We start from the raw sequence: 24,555 nt of genomic DNA, 5'->3' as shown, positions 1-24,555 counted from the left end.
GGGCCCGTCCCGGTGCGGAACATGGGCCCTAAGTGACCCCGCGTTGGGTGGTGTACGGCGGGGTTAGCCGAGCAAAGCGCGGGTGTGGTCGTTGAGGAACACACCGCGGGGGTCGAATTCCCTGCGGACCTCGAGGAAGGTATCCAGCTCTGGGTAGAGGCGTTCCAGCCGGCTCCGGCTCATGAAGTGGATCTTCCCCCAGTGCGCGCGGGGGTCGAATTCCTGCAGGAGGGCGTCGGCGTCGCGGAAGAAGGGCCAGTAGTCCGTGCCGGGCTCGGTGGTGAGGGTGATGACCGTGGTGTCCCTGCCTTGGAACTGGGACAGGTAGCCCTCGTCCGCCTTCACCCACCGGACCTCCACCGGGTACTGCTGCTCCCGGTGCCTGGTGCGGATGAGGTCCTGGATGGCCTCGGTGGCGGCCAGCCCGTGCTCCACGGGGACGAAGTACTCCAGCTCGTGGAACGGGGTGGTGAAGCCGCCCGGGTAGATCCGGTAGGAGCGGTCCAGTCGTTTGCCTTCGACGCCGGAGATCCCGCTTTCGTCTTTCAGGTCGACAACGTTGTACCGCTTGGTGTAGCTCCGATTGGCCATGCGCTCGCCGGGTGCACCGGGCAGGTCCAGCAGTTCCGCCGATCCCTCCCCGGGGCACCAGAGGAAGGAGTAGTGGCGGTTGCCCGCGATGTCCGCGTCCCAGCCGGCCACGGTTTCGTCCCACTCGGGGTACGTGATTTCCTCCTGCAGGTAGTACGCGTCCTCGACCGCGAGTTCCACCTCCAGGAAGATCCCCAGCGTCCCCAGGGCGACCTGGGCCGCATGGAGCTCCCGCAGCTGGCCCTCGCCGATTTCGACGATCTCCCCGTGGCCGTCGATCAGCCGGACCCAGCGCAGGGCCGAGGAGAAGCTGCCGAGCCCGATCCCCGAACCGTGCGTGCTGGTGGACAGTGCCCCGGCGATCTGCTGCTTGTCGATGTCGCCCTGGTTGGCCAGGGCCAGGCCCTGCTCCCAGAGCGGGTCGCCGAAGGCGTTGATGGTGGTGCCGGCCCTGGCCCGGGCCCGGCGGCGTCCGCGGTTGGTTCCAGTGATCCCGGTGAGGGCGGACATGTCCATCAGTACCCCGCCGGTCTGGACCAGCGGGGACGAGGAGTGCCCGGACCCGACCGCGCGCACCGGGAGCCCCTCCTTGATGGCGAACCGCACCGCGTCAAGGGCTTCCTGCTCGGTGGTGGGCCGCACGGTGAACGCCGGAGTGGCGTGCTGGTTCCCTCCCCAGTTGCTCCACGGCACATCCGTGCCGAACGGGACCGGCGGGAAGGCCGCGTCCGCCAGACCGCGGCTGGAGGCGTTGCTCATTGTCAGGCTCCGATCAGTTGCTGCAGCGCTCATGCGCCGTGGTTGACCATGACGTGCTTGGTCCGGGAGTAGTCGTCCAGGGCGTACAGGGACAGGTCCCTGCCGTAGCCGGATCCCTTGAACCCGCCCCACGGAACCTCGTTGGCCAGGACCAGGTGGGCGTTCACCCACACGGTACCGAAGTCCAGCTGCTTGGGGACGCTGAGCGACAGCCCGGAGTCCTTGGTCCACACCGAGGCGGAGAGCCCGTACGGGGTTTCGTTCGCCCGCCGCACGGCTTCCTCGGTGGACGCGAAGGACTCCACCGTGACCACGGGGCCGAAGATTTCGTGGCTGGCAATCGGTGCGCCGGCCGGGACGTCGGCGATCACCGTCGGTTCGATGAAGTACCCCGGTCCCTCCAGGGCGGATCCTCCGACGACGGTCCGCAGCCCGGCTGACTTCGCCTCCGCAAGAGCCTCCTTGACCCGCTCGAAATGTTGGCGGGAGATCATCGGGCCCATTTCGACGTCGTCCCCTGCGTCCGGCGCGCCGAGCACCAGGGTGCCGACCTCCGCGGCGAGGAGCCGGGTGAACTCCTCGGCGACGGATTCGTGCACCAGGACGCGGCAGGCCGCGCCGCAGTCCTGGCCGGCGTTCCAGTACCCGGCGTTCCGCACCCCGGCCGCCGCGGCGGCGAGGTCGGCGTCGGGGAAGACCACCACCGGCGCCTTGCCGCCGAGTTCCAGGTGGACGCGCTTGACGGAGCGGGCGGCGGTCCCGGCCACCGCCTGCCCGCTGGCCACGCTGCCGGTCAGGGCCACGAGGGCGATGTCAGGGTGCTCGGAGAGGCGCTGGCCCACGGTGCGGCCCTGCCCGGTGACCACGTTGAGGATGCCGTCCGGGATCTGGCCGGCCACGAGTTCGGCGAGCTTCAGGGTGGACAGCGGGGTCTGCTCCGAGGGCTTGAGGACCACGCTGTTGCCCGCGGCCAGGATCGGGGCGACCTTCCAGGCCGCCATCAGCAGGGGATAGTTCCACGGAGTGATGACTCCCACCACGCCCACGGGTTCGCGCAGGATCACCGAGGTGTGGCCGGGGGCGTAGTCGCCGCCTGCCAGGGAGGTCAGGGTCCGGCAGGCGCCGGCCATGAAGCGGAAGGTGTCGATGGTGCTGGAGACGTCGTCCTCCGCGACCGCGCCGGGCTTGCCGGTGTTGGCGGCCTCGAGGCGCTCGAAGACGGCCCGGTTGGCCTCGATGATGTCCGCGATCCGGTGCAGGACTTCCGAACGTTCCCGCGGGGTGGTGCTGCCCCAGGATGCCTGGGCGGCGACGGCGGCAGCAACGGCGGTGTCGACGTCGGCGGCGGTGCCGGCGGCGACTGAGGCGAGGACTGCGCCGGTGGACGAGTTGAAGACGTCGAGCAGCTCGGCGGAGGTGCCCGGGACGAAGGCGCCGTTGATGAAGTGTCCCGACGGCGGCAGTTCAGGGGCGCTGGCCTGTCCGGCGGGGCGCCGGACGGTGAAGGCAGCGCGCGGCAGGGCGGTCTCGGTGGTGGTCATGGCAGTGGTTCCAATCTTTCGGAGTGGTCGTGGGGCTGGCGGGCGCCGGCTCAGGCGGCGTCGCGGTTCAGGCTGCGTCGCTCACCAGCGCGGGGGTGGGGGAGTCTGCGGGTTCCGAGCTTTTGCCCAGGGTCCGGGCGACGCGGGCCGCGGCGTAGTACAGGGGCGCCACGACGATCAGCCCGACGATCCAGGAGAGGTCCACGCCACCCATCGCGGCGGCGACCGGGCCGGTGTAGACGGCGGTGGCGGTGAACGGAATCTGGATGAGGGCGCCGGCGATGTAGGAACCGATGGCGACCCAGTTGAACCGCCCGTACACGCCGCCGTCGCGCCTGAAGAAGTCGTCCACGCGGTAGTGGCCGTGCCGCAGCAGGTAGTAGTCCACCAGGTTGATGGCCGTCCACGGCACCAGGACGTACATCAGGAAGGACAGGAAGTTGGTGTAGAAGAGGATGAAGTTGTCCCGGGCGAACAGGGCCACGGACACCGCCACGGCGAAGAGGATGATGGCGGCCACGCTGCGGGTCTTGGCCTTGGGCATCCAGTCCGGTTTGAAGGTCTGGCCGACGGTGAGGCTGCACAGGACGCCGCAGTAGAGGTTCATGGCGTTCGAGGCGGCCACCCCGAGGCAGAAGATGCCGATGATCACCGCCGTGAGGGGCTGGAGCTGCGAGCCGAGGTCTCCGACGATATCGGCGCCGGCGGGGTCTCCGGAGAGGGTGAGTGCCACCGAGCCCACGAGGGCGCCGAGCACCATCGGGAAGAGCGTGCCCAGCACGCAGCCGGAGTAGGACGCCCAGAACGCCGGCCGCGAACCGGTGCCCTGCGGCAGGTAGCGGGAGTAGTCGGAAACGTAGGGTGCGTAGGCCAGCTGCCAGAGGGCCGAGACGGAGACGGTGCCCATGAAGCCGGCCCAGTTGAAGCTTCCTTGCTCCAGGAGCCCGGCGGGCAGGCCGTTGACGAAGAGGACCCAGATGAACGCCACCACCAGGGCGATGCCGGCGACGATGCTGAGGAATTTCGCGTAGGCGTGGATGATCCGGTAGCCGAAGATCGTGGCGATGACGCTCACCACGCCGAGGATCACGATCCCGGAGTCCACACCGATCCCGGGGTAGACCGCCGCCATCGCTTCGCCGCCGAAGACGAGGTTGGCGGCGAAGAAGCCGGCGTACATGATCACCACGATGAAAACGATCAGCAGGGCGCCGAAGGAGCCGAACTGCCCCCGCGTCTGGATCATCTGGGCGACGCCCAACTGCGGCCCCTGGGCGGAATGCAGGGCCATGAAGATGCCGCCGATGAGGTTGCCGAGGATGATCCCGACGACGGCGGTGGTGAAGTCGAGCCCGAAGACAGTGGTGGCGAGTCCGCCGGTCACGATCGTCATGATCATGATGTTGGAGCCGAACCAGATGGTGAACAGGTCGCGGGGCTTGCCGTGCCGTTCGTTCAGCGGGATGGGCTGGATGGTCTTGTCCTCCAGCCGGGGCACCTCCTTGACGGCCTGCGGGCCGATTGCGGTGCTCATGATGCGCTCCGGGCGGCCAGTGACAGCTCATTGGTGTCCTCGCGGCTTCCCTTCACCATCAGGCCGAGCAGGTCGAAGACGAGGGTGGCCGCCGCCACCGAAGTGATGTCCGCGTGGTCGTAGGCCGGGGCGACCTCGACGACGTCGGCGCCCACGATGTTGATTCCCTCCAGCCCACGGAGCAGGGCGAGCAGTTCGCGGGAGTGAAGCCCGCCCATTTCGGGGGTGCCGGTGCCGGGGGCGTAGGACGGGTCGAGGACGTCGATGTCGATCGACACGTACACGGGGGTGTCGCCCAGGCGTTCCTTCACCTGTTCGATCGCCGCGGGCACTCCGAGGGTGTCCAGGTCCGAGCAGCGGATGATCTGGAAACCGAACTCATGGTCGCGGAGGAAATCGTTGCGGTCATAGACCGGGCCGCGGATGCCCACGTGCATGGAGCGGTCCTGGACCAGCAGGCCCTCTTCGAAGGCGCGGCGGAAGATGGTGCCGTGGGTGACGGGCTGGTCGAAGTACGTGTCCCAGGTGTCCAGGTGCGCGTCGAAGTGCAGCAGCGCCACGGGCCCGTGGACGGTGTTCAAGGCCCGCAGCATGGGCAGGGCGATGGTGTGGTCCCCGCCGATGGAGATCAGCCGCTTGCCTTCGCCGAGGAGCGGCAGGGCCTGCTCCTCGATTTCGCGGACGGCCCGGGTGATGTCGTACGGCGTGCAGACGATGTCTCCGGCGTCCACCACCTGGACCTCCCGCACGGGTTCCACGTCGAGTTCAACGTGGTAGCCGGGGCGCAGGAGGCGCGAGGCCTCGCGGACGGCCGCCGGACCGAAGCGGGCGCCCGGACGGAAGGAGGTGCCGCCGTCGAACGGGACGCCGACCACTGCGATGTCGTAGTCGGGAACGCGGTCGATCTGCGGGAGCCGGGCGAAAGTGCCAAGCCCCGCGAAGCGTGGAACCTTGGTGGCGTCGACGGGGCCAACGGGCTGGTGGACAGTCATGGGGGAGAATCCTTCACGTTGCGCTGGGGGCCTGCTGCCTCTGCAGGTCCTTCCATCATTAGTGATCGGCGTCACGTGGCCTATCGAGCGATTGACTACAAATAACAGGGGCACCTATACATATGTCTAAGAGCGCCGGAATTCCGGGCCGGTGAAGGGCATGCAGACAAGGAACGGAGCCTGACCATGGCCATGACGGTGGCGGAACTGCTCGCCGAGCCGCAACTGGGGTTGCGCCTGCTGGCGGGCGCCGGCGGCATGGGAAACCGCATCACTTGGGCCCACACCTCGGACCTGCCGCGGCTCTGGGAATGGACCACGGGCGGCGAAATCATGATGACCAACGGCATGTCCATTCCGGCCGACGCCGAGGGGCAGGTCGAGCTCGCACGGGAGCTGGTGAAGGCGGGCGCGAGCGCGCTGGCGGTCGGCGAAAAGATGCACGCCCCGGAGCTCCGTCCCGAACTGATCGAGGCCTGCGATTCCCTGCCCCTTCCGCTCATCAACATTCCCTACCCGCTGCCGTTCATCGCCATCGCCCGGACGGTGGCGGAGGCCTCCCTGATCGAGGAGTCGCGCCGGCTGCGGCAGACCGCCAGGATCTATGACCTGTTGCGGTTGGCGGGGGCGGACGATCACGGGCGGCGCCTGCTGCAGGGCCTGGCCGCTGAACTTGGCTCCAGGCTTTTCGTCATCGACCGGCGGTGCCTGGACCCCTGGCACCCGGACTGGGAGAAGCTGCCCGGGGAACTGTCCGGCTGGCTCGCCGGGAAGGTGGGGAAGGCGCCAGGCACGGTGAAGAATTTCCAATGGCTGCGGATGGGGGAGCAGCACGTGCTGATGATGGACATTCCCACCCATGCGAACGCCCTGCTGCTGGTCCTGCCGGACACCGAGCAGCATCCCGACGCGGTGGTCCTGCTCCATGCGGCCACGGTCCTGGGCCTCGAACTGTCCCGCACGGTGCTGGCGCTCGAAGGCCAGCGACGGCTGGGATCCGAGTTCCTCCTGCAGGCCTTCGACGGGCGCTACGGTGTGGCCGAACTTGAACGCCGGCTGGGCGAGTTCGGCATCCCCGCGCAAGACTTCGTGGTGGTGTCCATGTCCGGGGAAAACGGGGACCTGGCCAACGTCCACGTGGACCTGTGGGGACATGGATTCGCCTCGGCCTGCCTGAACCGGGCCGGCCGCCTGCACCTCCTTGTTTCGAAGGAATGCCCGGCGGAACTGATGCGGCACGTGGTCAGCGGCTCCGTGCGGATCGGGGTGAGCGCGCCGGCCGGGGTGTCCGGGATCCAGACAGCACTGCAGGAATCGCTGTGGTCGCTCGGCACCGCGGAGAACAGCGCCCGGCAACTGGTGCGGTATCGCGAAGGGCCGTCCTGGTTGGGCCTGACGAGCCATGAGGAGGGCGCCGCGCTCGTCCAGCGACTGCTGGGGCCGGTCATTGACTACGAGCGCGGCCGTGAACCGGACCTGATGCACACCCTGAAGGTCTACCTGGACACCCAGCGCTCCTGGCAGAAGACGGCGGCCGTGCTTTTCACGCACCGCCAGACCGTGATCTACCGGATCCGGAAGATCGGCGAGCTGACGGGGCTGGACATGGGCGAAACGTCCACCCTCGCCCAGCTGTGGTTTGCCCTGCAGATCCACGAAGCCATGGATTTCCCCACCTGACACGCGACGCAGCCGGGGGTGGCGCCTAGAGTGTTAGCGACACCATCCCTTTCAGAGGAGTGCGCGATGAGAATTGCTGTCACTGGCGGAAGCGGCAAGCTTGGCCGGAACGTGGTCCGGGGCCTGAAGAAGGACGGCCACGAGGTGTTGAACCTGGACCGGGAAGGCCGGAAGGGGCCCGGGTATGTGAACGTTGACCTGCGCAGCTATGGTCAGGTCCTCGATGCCATCCTTGGCCTGGATGACCGGCACAGCGGATTCGACGCGGTGGTGCACTTGGCGGCCATCCCCGCCCCGGGCCTGGCGCCGGACGCCGCAACTTTCGAAAACAACATGCTCTCCACCTACAACGTCTTCCAGGCCGCGCGACGGGCGGGAATCAAGAAGATCGTCTATGCCTCCAGCGAGACCGTCCTTGGCCTGCCCTTTGACATCGCACCGCCGTATATCCCGGTGGACGAGGAATACCCGGCCCGGCCCGAGAGCACGTACTCGCTGGTCAAGCACCTCGAAGAGCAGATGGCCATCCAGTTCACGCGCTGGGACCCCGAACTGAGCATCGTGGCCCTGCGCTTCTCCAACGTGATGGACCCCGAGGATTATGAGGCGTTCCGGTCCTTCGACGCCGATGCCAGGCTCCGGAAGTGGAACCTGTGGGGCTACATCGACGCCCGCGACGGGGCACAGGCGGTGGCCCGCGCCCTCGAGAACGGGCAGCCGGGATTCGAGGCGTTCATCATCGCTGCCTCGGACACGGTCATGGAGAGATCAAGCGCGGAACTGGCCGCCGAAGTCTTTCCCGGCGTCGAGGTGGTCAAGGAACTGGACCGGCACGAAACCCTGTTGTCCATCGACAAGGCACGCCGGCTGCTGGGCTACGAGCCCGAGCACAGCTGGCGCGACTACCACTCGAACCGGACCACGCCCACTGAAGACTGAGACGAACTGAGGAGCAGCATGGAATACCGCACACTGGGCAGCAGCGGTGCTGTCGTGTCCGCTTACGCGCTGGGAACCATGACCTTCGGGGCCAAGGCGAGCGAAGAGACGTCCCACCTCATCCTGGACGACTACCTCGATGCCGGCGGCAACTTCCTGGACACCGCCGATGTCTACAGCCAAGGCGTGTCCGAGGAAATCATCGGCCGTTGGTTGGGCAGCCGGAGCGGCGCGCGGGATCGGGTGGTGCTCGCCACCAAGGGACGCTTTCCGATGGGAAAAGGCCCCAATGACCTCGGCACGTCACGCCGGCATTTGGGCAAGGCACTGGACGACTCCCTGCGCCGCCTGGGTGTTGAGCAGATCGACCTGTACCAAATGCACGCCTGGGACCCCATCACCCCGCTGGAAGAGACCCTGCGCTTCCTGCACGACTCCGTCTGCAACGGAAAGATCGCCTACTACGGCTTCTCCAATTTCCTCGGCTGGCAGCTGACGAAGGCCGTCCACCTGGCGAAGGCACACGGCTGGAACCTTCCGGTCACCCTGCAGCCCCAGTACAACCTGCTGGTGCGGGACATTGAACTGGAGATTGTTCCCGCGGCGCTCGACGCCGGCATCGGCCTCCTTCCGTGGTCGCCGCTGGGCGGTGGCTGGCTTTCGGGCAAGTACAGGCGCGATGTGGACCCGACCGGGGCTACCCGGCTGGGGGAGAACCCGAAGCGCGGCATGGAAGCCTGGGAAGCCCGGAACGCGGACGAACACACCTGGCGGGTCCTCGACGCGGTCGAGGCGACAGCATCGTTGCACTCCGTCAGCCAGTCACAAGTTGCCCTCGCATGGCTGGCCGGCAGGCCGGCGGTGACATCCGTGATCCTGGGCGCACGGACACGCGATCAGCTGGCGGACAATCTGGCGGCGGCCGATCTTGAGCTGACAACCGAGGACATCGAGCGGCTGAACGGGGCGAGCAACCCCAGGCTCGGGGTGTATCCGTACGGGCCGAACGCGCAGGAACAACGCAGCCGCAAGATCGCCGGCGGCCGCTGAAGGCCGGAAGCTGCAAGGGGCCCGGTGCTACCCGGCCCCTTGCAGCTCAGCCCAGCCGCGGTGTCCGCGGGGGTTCGGTACGGCGGGAGCCGGTTGCTTCGAAAGCCGCCGCGAGGGCCAGCAGCGCGGTGTCGTCGTAGGCGCGGCCTGCGAAGGTCAGGCCCACCGGCATGCCGATGTCGGCCATCGTTCCCATCGGGACGGTGACCGTGGGAATCCCCAGGTGGCGGGGCACCAGGTTGCCGTTGGCCACCCAGACGCCGTTGCGCCAGCCGAGGTCCGCGGAGGCCGGGTTCACGTCCATGTCCGCCGGTCCGACGTCGGCGGCGGCCGGGAAGATCACGGCGTCCAGGCCCAGCCCGTCCATCCATTCTTCGAGGTCCAGTTTGCGGGTCAGCTCCAGGCCGCGGACGCCGGCGGCCAGTTCCGGGATCTCCGTCATCGGCTGCTCCGGGTTGGAGCGGATGTGGGCGGGGTAGCCGGAAATGTTGTCGTCGAACCCGTCGTAACGGTCCGGCAGGGCACCGTCCGGATGCGGGAAGATCGCCGCGCCGTCCACCTGCGCCAGCGAATCCAGGGCCGGGTCGCCGTTGGCCGCCAGGAAGTCATTCCAGGACCAAGCGGACAGGTCCACGATTTCGCGGTGCAGGTACTCCGGGCTGACCAGTCCGCGGGTGGCGATGGTGGGTGCGCCCGGCCGGTCGCCCTCGTAGTTGCTCACCACGGGGAAGTCCACCAACACCACCTCGGCACCGGCGGCCTCCAGGTCACGCCGCGCGGCTTCCCAGAGATCGATCACGGAGGCACGGGTCTCGATCCGCTGCCCGGTAGGTCCGCCGATTCCCGCCGCTCCCTCGGTTCCGGCCTCGGCGTCGGCGTTCACATATATCCGCGGCACCCCGAAGCGCTTGCCCCGCAAAGCCGCCCGGCCGCCGTCGGGATCTGCCGGAGCGAGCGCCGGGTAGGATTCCGGCCGCACCTCGGAGGACTTCGGGATCTCCACCCACGGCTGCACCCGCCAGAAATCGCCGCGCGCCTCGGCGTCGTCCGCCACGATCACGTCCAGCAGTTCCAGTAGGTCCGCCATGGAGCGGGTGTGCGGGACCACCACGTCCATCGTGGGGACCAGCGGCCAGTTGCCGCGCACCGAGATCACGCCGCGGGAGGGCGTGTATGCGCACAGGGCATTGTTCGACGCCGGTGCGCGGCCGCTTGACCACGTCTCCTCGCCCAGGCCGAAGGCACCGAAGCTGGCCGCCGTCGCGGTGCCAGAGCCGTTGGAGGAACCGGAGCCGAAGGCCGCCGTCAGGAAGTCGGCGTTGTACGGGCTCTCGGCCCGGCCGTAAACTCCGCGCTGCATGCCGCCGTTGGCCATGGGCGGCATGTTGGTCAGGCCGATCAGCACGGCGCCGGCGTCGCGCAGGCGTTCGATGGTGAAGGCGTCCCGCTGCGCCACGAGGTCCTTGAACGCCGGCGACCCGGCGGCGGCGGTGAGGCCCTTGGCCAGGTATGAGTCCTTGGCGGTGTAGGGGATGCCCTCCAAGTGACCCCGGCCCTCGCCGCGGGCGCGGCGCTCGTCCGAGGCGATGGCATCGGCGCGGGCGTCCGGGTTCATGACCACCATGGCGTTGAGTTCGCCGTCGTAGGCCGCGATGCGTTCCAGGTACGCGTCCAGGAGTTCAAGCGAGGTGGTTTCGCCGGATTCCAGGGCAGCGCGAAGCCGGGCGATGGACGCCTCGACGACGTCGAAGCGGGCCATCACGCCACACCTCCCTTCGAGGCGGGCAGGGCAGGCTGCTGCTGGGTGATGCAGTGGATGCCGCCGCCGCGGGCCAGGATGGGCCGGGCGTCCACGGTGACCACGCGGCGCCCCGGGTAGGCCTCGGCCAGGATCTCGGCGGCGAGGGCGTCGGCGCGTTCTTCGCCGTAGCCGCAGGCGATGACGCCGCCGTTGACCACCAGGTGGTTGACGTAGCTCCAGTCCACGAAACCGTCCTCGTCGCGGAGGGTCTCCGGGGCGGGCAGCTGGACGATTTCGAAAGGCTTGCCCGCGGCGTCCGTCTGGGTTTCCAGGAAGGCGTGCAGGCTGCGGCTGACCTCGTAGTCCGGGTGCTCCGGGTTGCCCTGGGAGTGCAGCAGGATGCGCCCGGGGGCCGGCAGGGTGGCCACCATGTCGATGTGGCCGCGGGTGCCCATGTCCTCGTAGTCCCGGGTGAGGCCGCGCGGACCCCAGATGACCTTGGTTGCGCCGATGGTGCGGGCCAGTTCGGCCTCCACCCGGGCCTTGTCCGCGTAGGGGTTCCGGCTCGGGTCGAGCTGCACGGTTTCGGTGACGAGCACGGTGCCTTCGCCGTCCACGTGGATGGCGCCGCCTTCGTTGACCAGCAGGGAGCTCACCAGTTCGGCCCCGCTCTGCTCCGCCACGAAGCGGGCCATCCCGGCGCTCTTTTCCCATTCGGCCCACTGCGGGGCGCCCCAGCCGTTGAAGACCCAGTCGACGGCGCCAAGCACGCCGGGGCGCTCGTCGTCGAGCACGAAGGTGGGTCCGACGTCGCGCATCCAGAACTCGTCAAGGGGTGCCTCGAGCTGTTCGATGCCGCTGCCGAGCATGCGGGCGGCGCGTTCGCGCTCGCTGGGGTCCACCACCATGGTGACGGGTTCGAATTCGGCGACCGCGTGCGCGACGGCGGTCCAGGCGGCGTACGCCTCCTCGGCCGACGCGGCATCGTCGCCGAGCGTCAGGCCGGTGCGGGGGAACGCCATCCAGGTGCGTTCGTGGGGTGCGGTTTCGGCCGGCATTTTCCAAGCCATGAAGACTCCTCTGTGCTGCAAGCTTCTCTGCTGCAAGCTCGTTGATTGCGAAGCTTGTTGATCATACGATCAATAATGCTGAAAAGTTACTTTAGACTGGTCTGTGATGTCAAGCACCACGCAGAAGCGCGCCACCCGGAAGTCTCCGGCCGAGCGCGCCGCCGAAATCACCGAAGCCGCCCGCGGAATCGCCCTGGAGCAGGGCCTCTCCGCCATCACGCTGCGCAATGTCGCCTCCCGGGTGGGGGTGGCATCGGGCCTCGTTGCGCACTACCAGCCGAACGTCGATGCCCTCGTGGCCGGGACGTTCACGGCGATCGTGGCGGCCGAAACCGAGGAGGTGGCGGGCATGCTCGCGGCCCTTCCGGGGCCTGTGGAGCGCCTGGCTTTCCTGCTCGGCACCCTCATGGACGGCAGCCGGCTCGACGTCACCGCCGTGTGGGTGGAGGCTTGGACCCTCGGCCGCCGGAACGAAGCCCTCGCCGGGTGCGTCCGCGAACAGATGGACGCCTGGCAGGCCGTGCTGCAGCGCGTGGTGGAGGACGGCGTGGCCGGCGGCCACTTTGACACCGGCGATCTTGAAGCAGGAGATGCCGCCTCGCTCGCCTGGCAGATCCTGGGCATGATCGACGGCCTCACCGCCCAGTCCCTGGTGCGCTGGGGCGGGGTCAGCGACCGCGGCACGCACCTGGCCCGCGCCGTCGAAGGCATGGTGGGCGCGGCCCGCGGCTCGCTGCAGGTTTCAGCCCGTTGAGTGCTCAGTTGTGGCGGGTATTTCCGCGGATTTCCCGCCACAAGTGAGCACTCAACGCATGGATGGGATGGCTTCAGCCGGCCAGCTGCACGCTCGCGCCGTCGAACCAGCGGTGCACCGGCCCGGCGTCGGGATCGCGGACGACGGCGTCCAGCAGTTCCGTGGCCGCCGCGCCGTACTCGCGGGGCGCCAGGTCGATGGCACTGATGAGCGGGTTGCCGGTTTCCAGGGCCGCGGCGCCAGCGAAGGAGGCGATGTCCAGGTCCTTGCCCACGGTGAGGCCGCGGCTTTCGAGCACGAGCTGACTCTGCGCGGCATGCCCCTGCGCGCCGCAGACCAGCGCGTCGGCGTGTCCGGTATCCACGGCGGAGGCGACCGCGGAGACGAGGTCGCGCGGCGTCGCATTGCCCTCCACCTCGTGGACCCGCGGCTCGATGCCGTGGCGCCGGCACCAATCCAGGTAGGTGTTGAGGGTGTCCACCGCCCAGGACGAGGAAATCGCGTCGTCGACGGCGAGCAGTGCCGGGCGCTTGCGGCCGCGGCTGAGCAGGTGGTCCAGGACCTGGATCTGCAGCTCGGTGTGGTGGGCCTCGAGGGTGCCGAGGACCCGTTCCTCGCCGGGGCCGGTGTAGCGGCCCACCGAAACGGTGGGGATCCCGTCGTCGAGCAGGGCCGCCACGAGCGGCTCGCCGGGGGAGGGGTCGATCGCGATCACGCCATCCACGTGGAAAGCCCGCTGCGGGGTGAGGCCGCGCGCGAAAAGGGTGACGTCGTAGTCGGCGGCGGCCGCGCCCTCGGTGACCCCGAAGGCGAAGTCCATGTAGAAGGCCAGGCTGCGGGCGATGGGCGGGATGTACAGGCCGATGGTCCCCACCCGGCTGACCCGCAGGCTGCGTGCCGCACGGTTGGCCACGTAGCCCAGGCGGTCCGCCGTCTCGCGGATCAGGGCGCGCTTTTCCTCGGAGATCCGGCCGCTTCCGCCCAGGGCGCTGGAGACGGTGGTCTTCGAGAGCCCGAGTTCGCGTGCAATGTCCAAGATGGTTGCCCGGGTTCTCGCCATGCCTTCATCCTAAGTGCGCCCGGCGCCGGACCGAGGCCTCGCGGCCGCCCGCCCTGGTGATTCCGCCTGCTCTTGACAACACCCCTGTGACGTCCCACACTTTTGTTTGCGGGAACGTTCCCGCAAACCCGCAAAGCATCCCCAATCTCCAAAACCCTGACCCGCCCGCCTCCGGCCAACGACGCCCCGGAAGAATGGATTTTCCCCATGTCCCTGTCCGCCCCCACCCCGGACTACCTGAACCCGTCCGGCCGCAAGAGCAACCCGGAACGCCGGGCCCGCCTCCGTCGGGCGATCTTCGCCTTTGACGTGCTCATCCTGCTCGCCCCGCCCATGCACTGGTTCTTCAGCGGCGGCCAGTCCGCCTTCTGGTACTTCCTGGCGTCCAACGCCCTGGTGACCCTGTCCCTCTTCGCCCTCTGGAAGACCATCGGCACGGACGAGGTGACGGCATGAAAATGGCCATCGGCTACGGAGCCGTCCTTGCCTTCACCGTGCTCGTTGTCGTGGTCATGAACCGCGCCCGCCGCGGCGATGCCACCATGAGCGACTACGCCACCGGCGGGCGCTCCTTCAGTTCCTGGTTCGGCACCATGGCCTTCCTCAACACCTGGCTGGCCGGCACCGTGTTCGTGGCCTTCGCCGGGCTGACCGCCAGCGGCGGCGTGATTGGCATGTACTCCCTGTCCTACTCCCTGCTCAGCGTGGTGCTGATGTTCTTCCTCGGCACCCCGGTGAACAAGTGGGGCCGCACCCACGATCTCCGCACCCAGGCCGACCTGCTCGGCCTGCGCTACAACTCCCGCTCCGTGCGCGTCATCGCCGCAAGCATCGGCGTGCTGGCCTCCGTTCCGTGGGTGGTGCTCGGCATGCAGTCCCTGGGCCTGGTGTTCTCCACGCTCTCCTTCGGGCAGGTCTCCCCATACCTGGCCGTGGTGATCGGCGTGCTGTTCATCGCGGCGCGGCAGATCTGGACCGTCAAGCTGGGCACCCGCGGCCTGATCATCAGCGACATGGTGCAGGGCCTCTTCGCCTACGGCATCGGCTTCCTGGTGATCGTGGGAATGCTGGTGTGGCTGATCAACAACGGCCACGGCTTCGGCGCCATGGCCCCTGCCCTGCTCGAACTGCCCGGCCCGGGCAGCCCTGCCGGACCGCTCTACGTGTTCTCCCTGATCTTCACCGGCATGATGGGCGCCTGGTGCTGGCCTGACTTGTTCGTGCGCATGTTCAGCGTGCGCACCCCGCGCACCGTGCAGAAGTCCGCCGTGCAGGCCGCCCCGCTGATGTTCATCTTCTCCGCCGCGCTTACCACCGTGTCCCTGCTCGCCTCCAGCGTCCCGGGCGTCTCCGAGGCACCGGATACGGTCTGGTTCATCATGGCCGGCATCGGCGGCGCGGGCCTGGTGGCCGTGGCCGGCGTGTGCGTGGTGGCCGCGACCATGGGCAACGTGGGCGCCAACCTCCAGGCCCTCGGCACCCAGATCGCCAACGACATCGTCGGCGCCCGCAGCCACCAGCGGGTGGAGTCCGCCAAGGGCGCCAAGATCGCCGTCGCCGCCGTCACCCTGGTCTCCGCGGCCGTGGCCCTGTTCACTGCCCACCAGGTGTCCGGCCTGATCGCCATCGCCTTCGTGTCCTACCAAGCCATCTGCCAGCTCGCCCCGACCCTGCTGCTGGGCATCTTCTGGCGCCGGGGCACGGCCGCCGCGGCCAACGCGGCCATGGTGTCCGGCATCCTCGTGGCTGCGGTGCTGGAAATCATGTACCCCAGCCCGCTGTCCATCCCGTGGCTGGGCGGGCTCACCTCCGGGGTGGCCGGCTTGATCGTGAACCTCGCCGTGTACCTGGCGGTCTCCCTCCTGAAGCCGGCGACGGCGGCAGAGCAGCACCGCGTGGACGCCCTGTTCGATGACCTCAAGACCAAGACGCCCGTCAGCCAAGGAGCACCCTCGTGACGACACCCGCGGACACCCTGATCCTCGCCGCCCGCATCCACACCTTGGACCCTCACAGCGCTGACCCCGAAAAGCCGGCCCCCACCGCCGTCGCCGTCACCGCCGGCCGCATCACCGCCGTCGGGAGCTCCGCGGACCTGGAAGCGCACCGCGGCCCGGACACCACGGTGCTGGACTACGGGGACGCCACGATCGTGCCCGGCCTTAATGACAGCCACACCCACGTGGTCTACGGGCTCGAACTGGCCCGTGGCGTGCAGCTGACGGACCGCGGCTTCGCGGAGGTGCAGCGGATCGTGGGCGAGGCCGCACGAAACGCCCAGCCCGGCGAGTGGGTGAACGGCTGGGGACTGGATCCCAACCTGTTCACGGAGACCGGCTTCAACGGCCGCCTGTTCGACGACGCCACCGGCCAGGTGCCGATGTTCCTGCGGATGCGGGACGGCCACTCGGCGGTGGTCAATTCGGCGGCGCTCGCCGCCGCCGGGATCACGGGGCCGGTGGACTTCCCGGACGAGTCCGTGGTGGCCGTCGACGGCGACGGCCGGCCCACCGGGTACCTCGTGGAGTTCAGCGCGATGGACCTCGCCACGAAGGTCATGCCGCAGGAGGACCTGGCCGGCCGCGCCGGACGGCTCGGCGAGCTGCTGAAGGCGATGGCCGCCGTCGGGATCACCTCCACGCACGTGATGGACTTCGTGGACGGGTCCGCGGAGCTGCTCACCCGGCTGGAGGCCGACGGCGAGCTGCCGCTGCGGCTGCGCTTCTCGCCGATGGCCAACGCCGGGGCATCGCTGGCCGAGCTCGAGGACATCGCGGCGTTGCAGGGCACCGGCGGGCGGCGCTGGGTGGTGGAGGGCGTGAAGTTCTTCATTGACGGCACCATCGACAACGGCTCCGCCTGGCTGGAACACCCCGACGTCTACGGGCAGAACACCGAATCCGTGTGGACCGACCCGGCGGACTTCCAGAAGGCGCTGCGCTTCTTCGTGGAGCGCGGCATCCCCACGGCCACGCACGCGATCGGGGACCAGGGTGTGCGGTACGTGCTGGAGGCGCTCGAGTCCGCGGGCGAAGCACGGAACCTGGCCGCGCACCGGATCGAGCACATCGAGACCATCCCGGACGAACTCGTGGCCCGCTTCGCCGAACTCGGCGTGGCGGCCAGCATGCAGCCCATCCACGGCACCCACCACACCAGGGCCGACCGCAGCGACAACTGGTCGGTGCGGCTCGGTGAGGAACGGGCGGCCCGCGGCTGGCGCTGCCGGGACCTGCGGGAGGCCGGGGTGACCGTGGCCCTGGGCTCGGACTGGCCCATCACGCCCTACGACCCGCGCGCCATGATGGCCGATTCCATCCTGCGCCGCCCCGTGGAGCGTCCGGGCACCGCCCCCGTGCAGCCCGAACAGGCGCTCACCCCGCTCATGGCCCTGGAAGGCTACACCACCCACGCGGCCGCGGCGGCCGGGCTCAGCGCGGTGGCCGGGTCCATCACGGCCGGCAAGCGGGCCGACTTCACGGTCTTCGCCCGCGACCCCCTGGCCGTGGACCCGGAGGAACTCGCCCGCACCGCGGTGGTGGCGACACTCCTGGACGGGGTGCCGGTGGGCTGACGGCAGCGTGCCATGATGGCCGCATGACCTTTGCGAACGTGGGGACCCTAGGTACGAAAACCGGCCAGCGCGATGCGCTCGTGGAAATCCTGCTCCGGCCCAAGCCCGCACTGCGGGACGCCGGCTGCCTGCTGTACGAGGTAGGAATCAACGACGACGTCCCGGACACCGTGTTCGTCTGCGAAATCTGGGAATCCGCCGAAGCACACCAGGCATCCCTGCAGCTGGAGGGCGTCCAGGCCGCGATCAGTGAGGCGATGCCGCTGCTGTCCGGCGACAACGGCGGCCACCGCTTCACCGTGCTGGGCTCGCCGCTCCGCGCGAACGGTGCGCGCCAGTCGCGGCATTCGCTCTAGCGCGGCACACAAGCGCAGAGGACGACGGCGGGAGCCTCCCGCCGTCGTCCTCTTTCCGTTAGATTCCTGTTCAGACCGTCCGGGGTGCCTTGGCGAGGTTCGCTTCCAGTTGGGCGGCGTCCTGCCGGATGACGTACGCGGGGCGGTCCCGCTCCACGCGCCAGCTCTCGGAGAGCGGGCCGACGTTCACGGTATCGAAGCCGAATTCGTCGTAGAGCCTGGTGACCAGTTCGGCCGCCTCGGGGAAATCGCTGGCGGTGGCCAGGGCGCGCCGGCCGGGAGTACCCGAAGGCCTGCCATCGGTGGTGATTTCCTTGGCGCGGATGTGGTTGAAGCCCTTGGCCACCTTGGACTGCGCCAAGTGCTCCTGGACCAGGCCGGAGGTGGTGGTCTCGCCGGCGTCGAGCGCCGGGATCCGGCCGTCGCGCTCCCAGTAGTAGCCGTCACGCTCCCAGTAGTAGTTGTTGGTGTCGATGACCACCTTGCCCGCCAGCGGTTCCGCCGGGAGGTCCCGGTAGTTCCCGAACGGGACGGTCACGACGGCGAAATCGGCTTCCGCTGCCGCCTCGGCCGGTGTTGCCGCTCGGGCCTTGGGGCCGAGTTCCGCGACGAGGTCCGCCAGGGTTTCCGGGCCGCGCGAGTTGCTGATCACTACGTCATAGCCAAGGTCGACCGCCTTGCGTGCCACCTGGCTGCCAATGTGTCCTGCACCGATGATTCCGATTGTCGTCATATCTGCGGCAACACCGGCCAGCCGGCGGCCGTTCCGTACGTTACGCCGGGTGTCCCCGGCGGGGAGTTAGTCCTTGGCCGGTGCCGGCGCGGCGGCCGCGTGCAGCACCGAGTGGAAGTGGCTGCGGGACATCTCGCCGAATTCGTAGGCGGTTTCGGCGTGCTCGGAGAGGTCCACACCTACGGTCTCGGCCTCGTGGCTGACGCGGAAGCCGAGGGTCTTGTTGATGGCCAGGCCGATCGCTGCGGTCATGCCCACCGAGACTACCAGGGTGACCACCACTGCGGTGGTCTGGGCGATCAGCTGCTGGAGGCCGCCTCCGTAGAAGAGGCCGCCGCCCACGCCGTCCACGGGCAGGGCGATGAAGCCGAGGGCGAGGGTGCCGATCAGGCCGGCGCCCAGGTGCACGCCCACCACGTCGAGGGAGTCGTCGAAGCCGAACTTGTATTTCAGGTCCACGAACACGGCGCAGGCCGCACCCGCCACCAGGCCGAGGCCAAGGGCTGCGGCCGGGCTGATGTTGGCGCAGGACGGGGTGATGGCGACGAGGCCGGCAACGACGCCGGACGCGGCACCCAGGGAAGTGGGGTGGCCGTGGCGGACCTTCTCGGTGACCAGCCAGCCGATCATCGCGGCGGCCGGTGCCAGCATGGTGTTGACCCAGATCAGGCCTGCCTGCTCGGCAGTGGTGGCGGCGCCGCCGTTGAAGCCGAACCAGCCGAACCACAGCAGGGCCGCGCCGAGCATGATGAAGGGGATGTTGTGCGGGCGGTGGTTGGGGTCCTTGCCGAAGCCGTGGCGCTTGCCCAGGATCAGTGCGAGGACGAAGGCCGCGGCACCGGAGCTGATCTCCACGACCGTGCCGCCGGCGAAGTCGATGACCTGGCCGAACACTTGGGTGAGCGCGCCGCCGGCACTCATCAGCCCGCCGCCCCACACCATGTAGGCGAGCGGGCAGTAGACCAGGGTGACCCACACCGGGACGAAGACCGCCCAGGAGCTGAACTTGGCACGGTCCGCGATGGCACCGCTGATCAGGGCGACGGTGATGATCGCAAAGGTGGCGCTGTAGCCCACCTTGATGAGGTCGGGGGAGCCGATGAGGTTGCTTAGGCCGAAGTGTGCGAAGGGGTTGCCGAACAGGCCGAGGAAACCCTCACCGCCGATCATCGAGTAGCCCCACAGCGCCCAGATCGCGCCGACGATCGCGGCGGAGAGGAAGCTCATCATGATCATGTTCAGGGAGGACTTGGCGCGGGTCATGCCGCCGTAGAAGAGGCCCAGTGCCGGGGTCATCATGAGAGTGAGGGCTGCCGCCACCATCATCCAAATCTGTTCCGCAGTGATGTGCACGTGCGTGTCCCTTCTCCGTCAGAAGTCCGTCCCGGGGAGGCTGCTGCTCCCGTTTTGTTCCCCGGATCAATGGTTCAGGGCTCGTGTTTCAGGAAATGTTGGAAAAAATTGCGGCCAAGTTACAGAATTCGGGGTTAGGTGAAGAGCGCGTGTCGGCCATGTTTCATCCATGTTTCAGCGTTCTTTATTGTGGCCTTTCAACGGCCCGCCGGGCGTGACGTTTCCCCTGTGTAAACCCCGGCTCACCGGTCCCGCCGCCTCTGGCGCAGCGTCCGGGACGGGCGCAAACTTGCTGTGTGAAGCCCTTCCTGTTGCTCGCCTCCCGTGCTGAAGACGTTGCCGCCGAGGCGGAATACCGCGCCTATTTGCGTTTCGGCGACCTGCAAGAGGCGCAGCTGAGACGCATCCGCCTCGAGGCGGCACCCCTGCCGGAGCTGGACTTGTCAGAGTATTCAGGCGTGATTGTCGGCGGCAGTCCCTTCACCTCCAGCGACCCTCCCGAGCACAAGAGCGACACCCAGCACCGGGTGGAGCGCGAACTCGCGGGGCTGCTGGACCGGATCGTGGAGCAGGATTTCCCGTTCCTCGGAGCCTGCTACGGGGTCGGCACGCTGGGCCGCCACCAGGGCGCCGTCATCGACCGCACCTACGGCGAAACCCTGGGCGGGGTGACCATCAAGCTGACCGCCGACGGCATCCAGGATCCGCTGCTGGCCGGGATGGACGAACGCTTCGAAGCGTTCGTCGGGCACAAGGAGGCGTGCACGGTGCTGCCCGGCAACGCCGTCCTACTGGCCGGCTCGGCAGCGTGCCCGGTGCAGATGTTCCGGATCAAGCGGAACCTCTATGCCACGCAGTTCCATCCGGAGCTCGACGCCGACGGGCTGGCCTTGCGGATCAACACCTACCGCTACTCGGGCTACTTCCCGCCGGACGACGCCGGCCGGCTCATCATCGAGGCCTACAAGCACACGGTCACCGAGCCGATGAAGATGCTCCGGAATTTCGTGAAACGCTACGCGAGCCAGCAGTAGCTTCGGAGCGTAAGCACAACCTGCCCGGCTACAACGGAGCCGGCCGTGCAGTCAGGCTGACTGCACGGCCGGCGTCGATCTTTGTGTTCAGTCGATCTGTGTCTTCAGGCGGCTATTTGGTTCTTTTTCCCATGGGGTCGGGCCAATTGCCGATGAATGCGTTGAGGTGATGGCTGCGGTCTTGAACGTGGATGTTTTCTCTCATGGCTTCTCTCTTGACTGAGGCCTGTCCCTGCGCAGGGTGGCGCAGGTGGTCGTGCCTGCCATGGGGCAGGGACGGCCTGCTCAGTCGGGAGAAGACCCCGGATCGAACGAGGGTCCGGCTGCAGGGATCTGCGGGCCGCTACTGACGGCGGTGCTTCCTTTCGGCGGTGCCAGTGCCCGTTGATCCGGAAGATCCGCGGCGCCATGGGCTGAACCGCCCTGGGGTCCGTTCGTAGCCCCCGCTTGGACCGCGGGCGCGGATGGAGGGAGCGGTTTGCCCGGCGGCGCACCCGCTGGAGGCGGTATATCCGCTGTCGCCAACAATGCAGCGGGCACAAGGACCAACATCTGCGGGATGAACCGGGGGCTCCCTGTGGTCGTTGCCGGTGCGGCCCGGGCCTTTGGCGGAAGCACGATGGTACGGCGGAAAGCCGTGGCGGCAACCAGCGCCGGTGGCCTGGCGTTGGACGCGGCGGCCTCGGAGCCGGGAGCCAAGGGCGGCAGTTCGGGCACCGGCAGCGTCGGTCCATTCCGCACGGCGCGGTCAATCACCGGCGTCACCGTGTCAACCACCCCGACGACAGGGGCTACGACGGCACCCGGCAGCTCGTTGATGACGGCTTTCGGAATCTCGGTCAATTGCGTCGGGTCCGGCGAAACGGCAGGAGACGGAATGATGGGGACGGCAGGTACCGGGGGCAAGGCAGGTACGGAGGGCACGGCCGGAACCACGGTTAGGTCCGGCACCGGGTCCAGGGCCGGGTCCAGGCTCCGCACCGGGTCCAGGTCCGGCACCGGGTCCAGGGCCGGCGCCAGGTCTGGAGTCGGGGCCGGCACCGGGTCCAGGGCCGGAGCCAGGTCTGGAGTCGGGGCCGGAGCCGGGGAAACGGCCGGCAACGGAATGGCGGGGGCGGCGGGTATTGAGGGTCCGGCTGGAACCGGGGGCAAGAGATCATCGGCCTGCGACGAGCCGGCGAGCCACACCAACCACACCAACGCGCCAAGGAGGGCGGGTAAAGCAGGGCGAAGAAGGGAGAGGCCACTGCGCCCCACATGCCTGGCCAAAACCCTCACCTCCCCGGCACGGCGTTTGGACATTAAGCTACGCCGGTCGTCGTCGCCGAGCCATAGGAACAAGGGTCAATCCTTGAGTTGAGCTGCCGACAACCAATTCAGCCTACCGGCATGCCCGGCCCCGCACCCGGCCGCGGCGGATGCGGGGCCGCGCCACTCAGCGGACCGCCACGCTCGGATCCAGTTGCTCGATGCCTTCATGGGTCACGAGGACCACGCGGGCCGTGCGAATGTCGTAGAACAGTCCGGTGGCCTGGACCTTGCCGGATGCCAGGGCGGGCCCGGTGACCGGGTGCTCTTCGAGCTTCCTGAGCTGGACAGCGACGTTCACCATGCTGAGCTGGTCCAGCCGGCTGTAGCCGGCGGCCTCGGCGGCCAGTGCCACCGGGTGTTCCGCCGTCAGCTCACGGTAGCTGGGGCGGGCGTGGCCGAGCCAGGTGTCGAAGCCGGTGCCCAGGGCGGCGTTTCCCGCACCTTCGGCATCCGCCAGGACGGCCTTCATGGCGCCGCAGTTGGAGTGGCCGCAGACCACAATCGAGTCCACCGACAATCCCTTCACCGCGAAGGACAACGCCGAGTCGATGGAGGCATCATGGTCATCGCTGCACACCACGTTGCCGATGTTGCGCAGCGTCAGCAGGTCGCCCGGACCGCTGCTGGTGATCAGGTTCGGGTTCACGCGCGAATCGACGCAGGCCACAAAAAGCGTGTCCGGGTTCTGCCCCTCGGCCAGGTCCTGCACCAACGGGCGGACCTTGTCCGCGTGCCGCCGGTGGTACTTATCGATACCCAGCAGGATGGAGCGCAGGCGCGGCTGCCCGTCGTCGTCGACGTCGGCAGGGGAGTCCGCGTCAAGCGGCGCCTGCCAGGAATTCCTCGGCGGGAGCGGAAACTCCCGCGGGTCCTGGCGCTGCGGCGCCTGGTCCGCGGCGTCCCGGAACGCCGTCGTGCCGTGTTCCTCGAGCACCACGGAGGCGCCGGTGCTCCGGTGCTGGCTCTGCCAGGCGAGCAGGGCTTCGCGGAACGCGTGGTCGAGGTAGTCGGCGTTGAGTTCCACCATCACGTCCTGGCCTTCGGGCACGGAATGGAGGACGCGGTTCAGCCGGGGCAGCGCGAAGAAGCTGCAGGACCCGGAGATGGTCACGCGCCACGGAAGGTACGCGGCGGTGGGAGGATGTGCATGGATCTGGGCCCGGAGCACCCGCCACAACACGCACACGGCGGCCAGGGCCAGGCCGATGATGACGCCTTCGAGCAGGTTGAGGAAGACGACGCACGCCAGGGTGACCACATACACCAGGAGCTCGCCGGTGCGGCGGCTCGTCCGGATGTCGGCCACCTTGATGAGCTTGGCGCCGATCACCAGCAGCAGGCCGGCCAGCACGGCCAGCGGGATGAGCTGGATCAGGCCGGCGAAGAGGACGGAGAACACCAGCACCCACACGCCGTGCAGGATCGCCGAGGCGCGGCTGGCGGCGCCTGCCTCCACGTTGGTGGCGCTGCGGACGATCACGCCGGTGACCGGGAGGCCGCCGAGCATGCCGGAGACCATGTTCGCGGAGCCCTGGCCGACGAGTTCGCGGTTCAGCCTGGTGCGCGGCCCCGAGTGCATCTTGTCCACGGCGACGGCGGACAGCAGCGATTCGATGCTCGCGATCATCGCCACGGTGAGGACGGCCATGGCCGCGGCGCGCCAGTTGCCGTCCGGCAGGCTGGGCAGCGCGACGGCGTCGAACAGGGAACCGCTGAAACTGATCCGTTCAACGCCCGGCGCCACGGGCACGGACAGCGCGGTGACCAGGACGACGGCTGCCAGCGGCCCGGGAACCTTCCGCAACGCCGGGGGCAGGAACTTCCAGGCGAGCAGGATGGCCACCACGGCCAATCCGAGCAGCGCCGAGTGCAGCTCCACATTGGTGATGGCGGCCGGCAAGGCGGTGAGGTTCCCGACGGCGGACCCGGCAGCCTTGCCGCCCAGCAGCACGTGCAGCTGCTGCAGGATGATCGTGATGCCGATGCCGGCCAACATGGCCTTGACCACCACCGGGGACACCGCCAGTGCGGCGCGGCCCACGCGGCTGACGCCCAGGAGCAACTGCACGACGCCGGCTGCCGCGGTGATCGCGCAGGTCACCTGCCAGCCGAACTCGTCCACCAGGCCCGCGACGACGACGGTCAGCCCGGCGGCCGGGCCGCTCACCTGCAGGGGCGAGCCGCCCAGGCTGCCGGCGACGATGCCGCCGACTGCCGCGGCGATCAGCCCCGCCATGACGGGTGCCCCTGAGGCCGCGGCGATGCCGAGGGACAGGGGGAGCGCCACCAGGAAGACCACAAGGGAGGCGGGAAGGTCGGCGCCCAGGGAACTCAGCCATGACGGCCTGCGCCCCTGGCCCTTGGCGGTGCCGGGGCTCTTCGGCGGCGGGCTGTGGGCGTCGTTGGGAACTGCGGCGGAACCTGATGAGTGGGGCATGGTTGTCCTTGGCTCGGGAATGCTGACCCGTTAACTCAAGGAAATT

At 68.7% G+C, this 24,555-nt stretch carries 19 protein-coding genes; 9 read left to right on the top strand and 10 right to left on the bottom strand.

Translation table 11 applies throughout. The features are described 5' to 3' along the window. Positions 1 to 63: 63 nt before the first annotated feature. The 4 genes from D3654_RS15730 to speB all read right to left on the bottom strand — a co-directional run bounded on the left by D3654_RS15730 (position 64) and on the right by speB (position 5,417). Positions 64 to 1,383 (bottom strand): D-arabinono-1,4-lactone oxidase, encoded by a 1,320-nt coding sequence (locus D3654_RS15730; RefSeq protein WP_120522405.1) that lies wholly within the window; start codon positions 1,381 to 1,383, stop codon positions 64 to 66. Then, a complete protein-coding gene (locus tag D3654_RS15725; protein ID WP_205571829.1) occupies positions 1,380 to 2,891 on the bottom strand; it encodes an aminobutyraldehyde dehydrogenase in 1,512 nt (503 codons plus the stop codon). Before D3654_RS15725 ends, D3654_RS15730 begins: the two co-directional genes overlap by 4 nt. Positions 2,892 to 2,958: 67 nt before the next feature. Further along, complete coding sequence (locus D3654_RS15720; RefSeq protein WP_120522404.1) at positions 2,959 to 4,425, bottom strand: purine-cytosine permease family protein; 1,467 nt, start codon at positions 4,423 to 4,425, stop codon at positions 2,959 to 2,961. After that, complete coding sequence (speB, locus tag D3654_RS15715; protein ID WP_074586781.1) at positions 4,422 to 5,417, bottom strand: agmatinase; 996 nt, start codon at positions 5,415 to 5,417, stop codon at positions 4,422 to 4,424. The genes D3654_RS15720 and speB overlap by 4 nt, the downstream gene beginning before the upstream one ends. A 186-nt stretch (positions 5,418 to 5,603) precedes the next feature. On the opposite strand from speB, the gene D3654_RS15710 reads away from it, so the two are divergent. From D3654_RS15710 to D3654_RS15700, 3 genes are all read left to right on the top strand, one after another. Beyond that, on the top strand, positions 5,604 to 7,097 hold the full coding sequence (locus D3654_RS15710; RefSeq protein WP_120522403.1) for a PucR family transcriptional regulator: 1,494 nt from the start codon (positions 5,604 to 5,606) through the stop codon (positions 7,095 to 7,097). Between the two features lie 66 nt (positions 7,098 to 7,163). Continuing rightward, positions 7,164 to 8,036, top strand: coding sequence for an NAD-dependent epimerase/dehydratase family protein (locus D3654_RS15705; protein WP_120522402.1), 873 nt, complete (start codon positions 7,164 to 7,166; stop codon positions 8,034 to 8,036). A gap of 18 nt (positions 8,037 to 8,054) precedes the next feature. Then, positions 8,055 to 9,086, top strand: coding sequence for an aldo/keto reductase (locus tag D3654_RS15700; RefSeq protein WP_120522401.1), 1,032 nt, complete (start codon positions 8,055 to 8,057; stop codon positions 9,084 to 9,086). Positions 9,087 to 9,132: 46 nt separating this feature from the next. Here the strand turns inward: D3654_RS15700 and D3654_RS15695 are convergent, their stop codons facing one another. Together D3654_RS15695 and D3654_RS15690 are read right to left on the bottom strand one after the other, a co-directional pair. Continuing rightward, a complete protein-coding gene (locus tag D3654_RS15695; protein WP_120522400.1) occupies positions 9,133 to 10,845 on the bottom strand; it encodes an amidase in 1,713 nt (570 codons plus the stop codon). Beyond that, positions 10,845 to 11,897 (bottom strand): agmatine deiminase family protein, encoded by a 1,053-nt coding sequence (locus D3654_RS15690; RefSeq protein WP_120522399.1) that lies wholly within the window; start codon positions 11,895 to 11,897, stop codon positions 10,845 to 10,847. The genes D3654_RS15695 and D3654_RS15690 overlap by 1 nt, the downstream gene beginning before the upstream one ends. Positions 11,898 to 12,003: 106 nt before the next feature. Between D3654_RS15690 and D3654_RS15685 the strand changes: the two genes are divergently transcribed. After that, positions 12,004 to 12,651, top strand: coding sequence for a TetR/AcrR family transcriptional regulator (locus D3654_RS15685; RefSeq protein WP_120522398.1), 648 nt, complete (start codon positions 12,004 to 12,006; stop codon positions 12,649 to 12,651). Positions 12,652 to 12,724: 73 nt separating this feature from the next. Here D3654_RS15685 and D3654_RS15680 read toward each other — a convergent pair whose 3' ends face one another. Further along, the gene (locus D3654_RS15680) at positions 12,725 to 13,711 is read right to left on the bottom strand and encodes a LacI family DNA-binding transcriptional regulator (protein WP_120522397.1); all 987 of its coding nucleotides are present in this window, start codon (positions 13,709 to 13,711) and stop codon (positions 12,725 to 12,727) included. A gap of 207 nt (positions 13,712 to 13,918) precedes the next feature. Between D3654_RS15680 and D3654_RS15675 the strand changes: the two genes are divergently transcribed. Genes D3654_RS15675 through D3654_RS15660 form a run of 4 tightly spaced genes read left to right on the top strand, consistent with a single transcriptional unit; the run spans position 13,919 to position 17,641 of the window. Next, positions 13,919 to 14,167, top strand: a complete 249-nt coding sequence (locus D3654_RS15675; RefSeq protein ID WP_120522396.1) for a hypothetical protein — start codon at positions 13,919 to 13,921, stop codon at positions 14,165 to 14,167. Further along, the gene (locus D3654_RS15670) at positions 14,164 to 15,669 is read left to right on the top strand and encodes a sodium:solute symporter family protein (protein WP_120522395.1); all 1,506 of its coding nucleotides are present in this window, start codon (positions 14,164 to 14,166) and stop codon (positions 15,667 to 15,669) included. The genes D3654_RS15675 and D3654_RS15670 overlap by 4 nt, the downstream gene beginning before the upstream one ends. Beyond that, entirely contained in the window at positions 15,666 to 17,285 is a 1,620-nt protein-coding gene (locus D3654_RS15665) for an amidohydrolase (protein ID WP_120522394.1), read from the top strand. The genes D3654_RS15670 and D3654_RS15665 overlap by 4 nt, the downstream gene beginning before the upstream one ends. A gap of 23 nt (positions 17,286 to 17,308) precedes the next feature. Continuing rightward, positions 17,309 to 17,641: a putative quinol monooxygenase gene (locus D3654_RS15660; protein ID WP_120522393.1), complete on the top strand. Its 333-nt coding sequence runs from the start codon at positions 17,309 to 17,311 to the stop codon at positions 17,639 to 17,641. Positions 17,642 to 17,711: 70 nt separating this feature from the next. On the opposite strand, the gene D3654_RS15655 is transcribed toward D3654_RS15660, so the two are convergent. Together D3654_RS15655 and D3654_RS15650 are read right to left on the bottom strand one after the other, a co-directional pair. Then, the gene (locus tag D3654_RS15655; protein WP_280960125.1) at positions 17,712 to 18,395 is read right to left on the bottom strand and encodes an NADPH-dependent F420 reductase; all 684 of its coding nucleotides are present in this window, start codon (positions 18,393 to 18,395) and stop codon (positions 17,712 to 17,714) included. Positions 18,396 to 18,440: 45 nt separating this feature from the next. Next, positions 18,441 to 19,700: an ammonium transporter gene (locus D3654_RS15650; protein ID WP_120522469.1), complete on the bottom strand. Its 1,260-nt coding sequence runs from the start codon at positions 19,698 to 19,700 to the stop codon at positions 18,441 to 18,443. Between the two features lie 323 nt (positions 19,701 to 20,023). On the opposite strand from D3654_RS15650, the gene D3654_RS15645 reads away from it, so the two are divergent. Further along, positions 20,024 to 20,761, top strand: coding sequence for a glutamine amidotransferase (locus D3654_RS15645; protein ID WP_120522391.1), 738 nt, complete (start codon positions 20,024 to 20,026; stop codon positions 20,759 to 20,761). A gap of 1,435 nt (positions 20,762 to 22,196) precedes the next feature. Here the strand turns inward: D3654_RS15645 and D3654_RS15640 are convergent. After that, entirely contained in the window at positions 22,197 to 24,509 is a 2,313-nt protein-coding gene (locus D3654_RS15640; protein WP_120522390.1) for a solute carrier family 23 protein, read from the bottom strand. Between the last annotated feature and the right edge of the window lie 46 nt (positions 24,510 to 24,555).

Origin of the sequence: Arthrobacter celericrescens, assembly GCF_003614925.1 — a bacterium.
In the GTDB taxonomy this organism is placed as follows: domain Bacteria; phylum Actinomycetota; class Actinomycetes; order Actinomycetales; family Micrococcaceae; genus Arthrobacter; species Arthrobacter celericrescens.
This window is presented reverse-complemented; position numbering and strand designations above follow the sequence as displayed.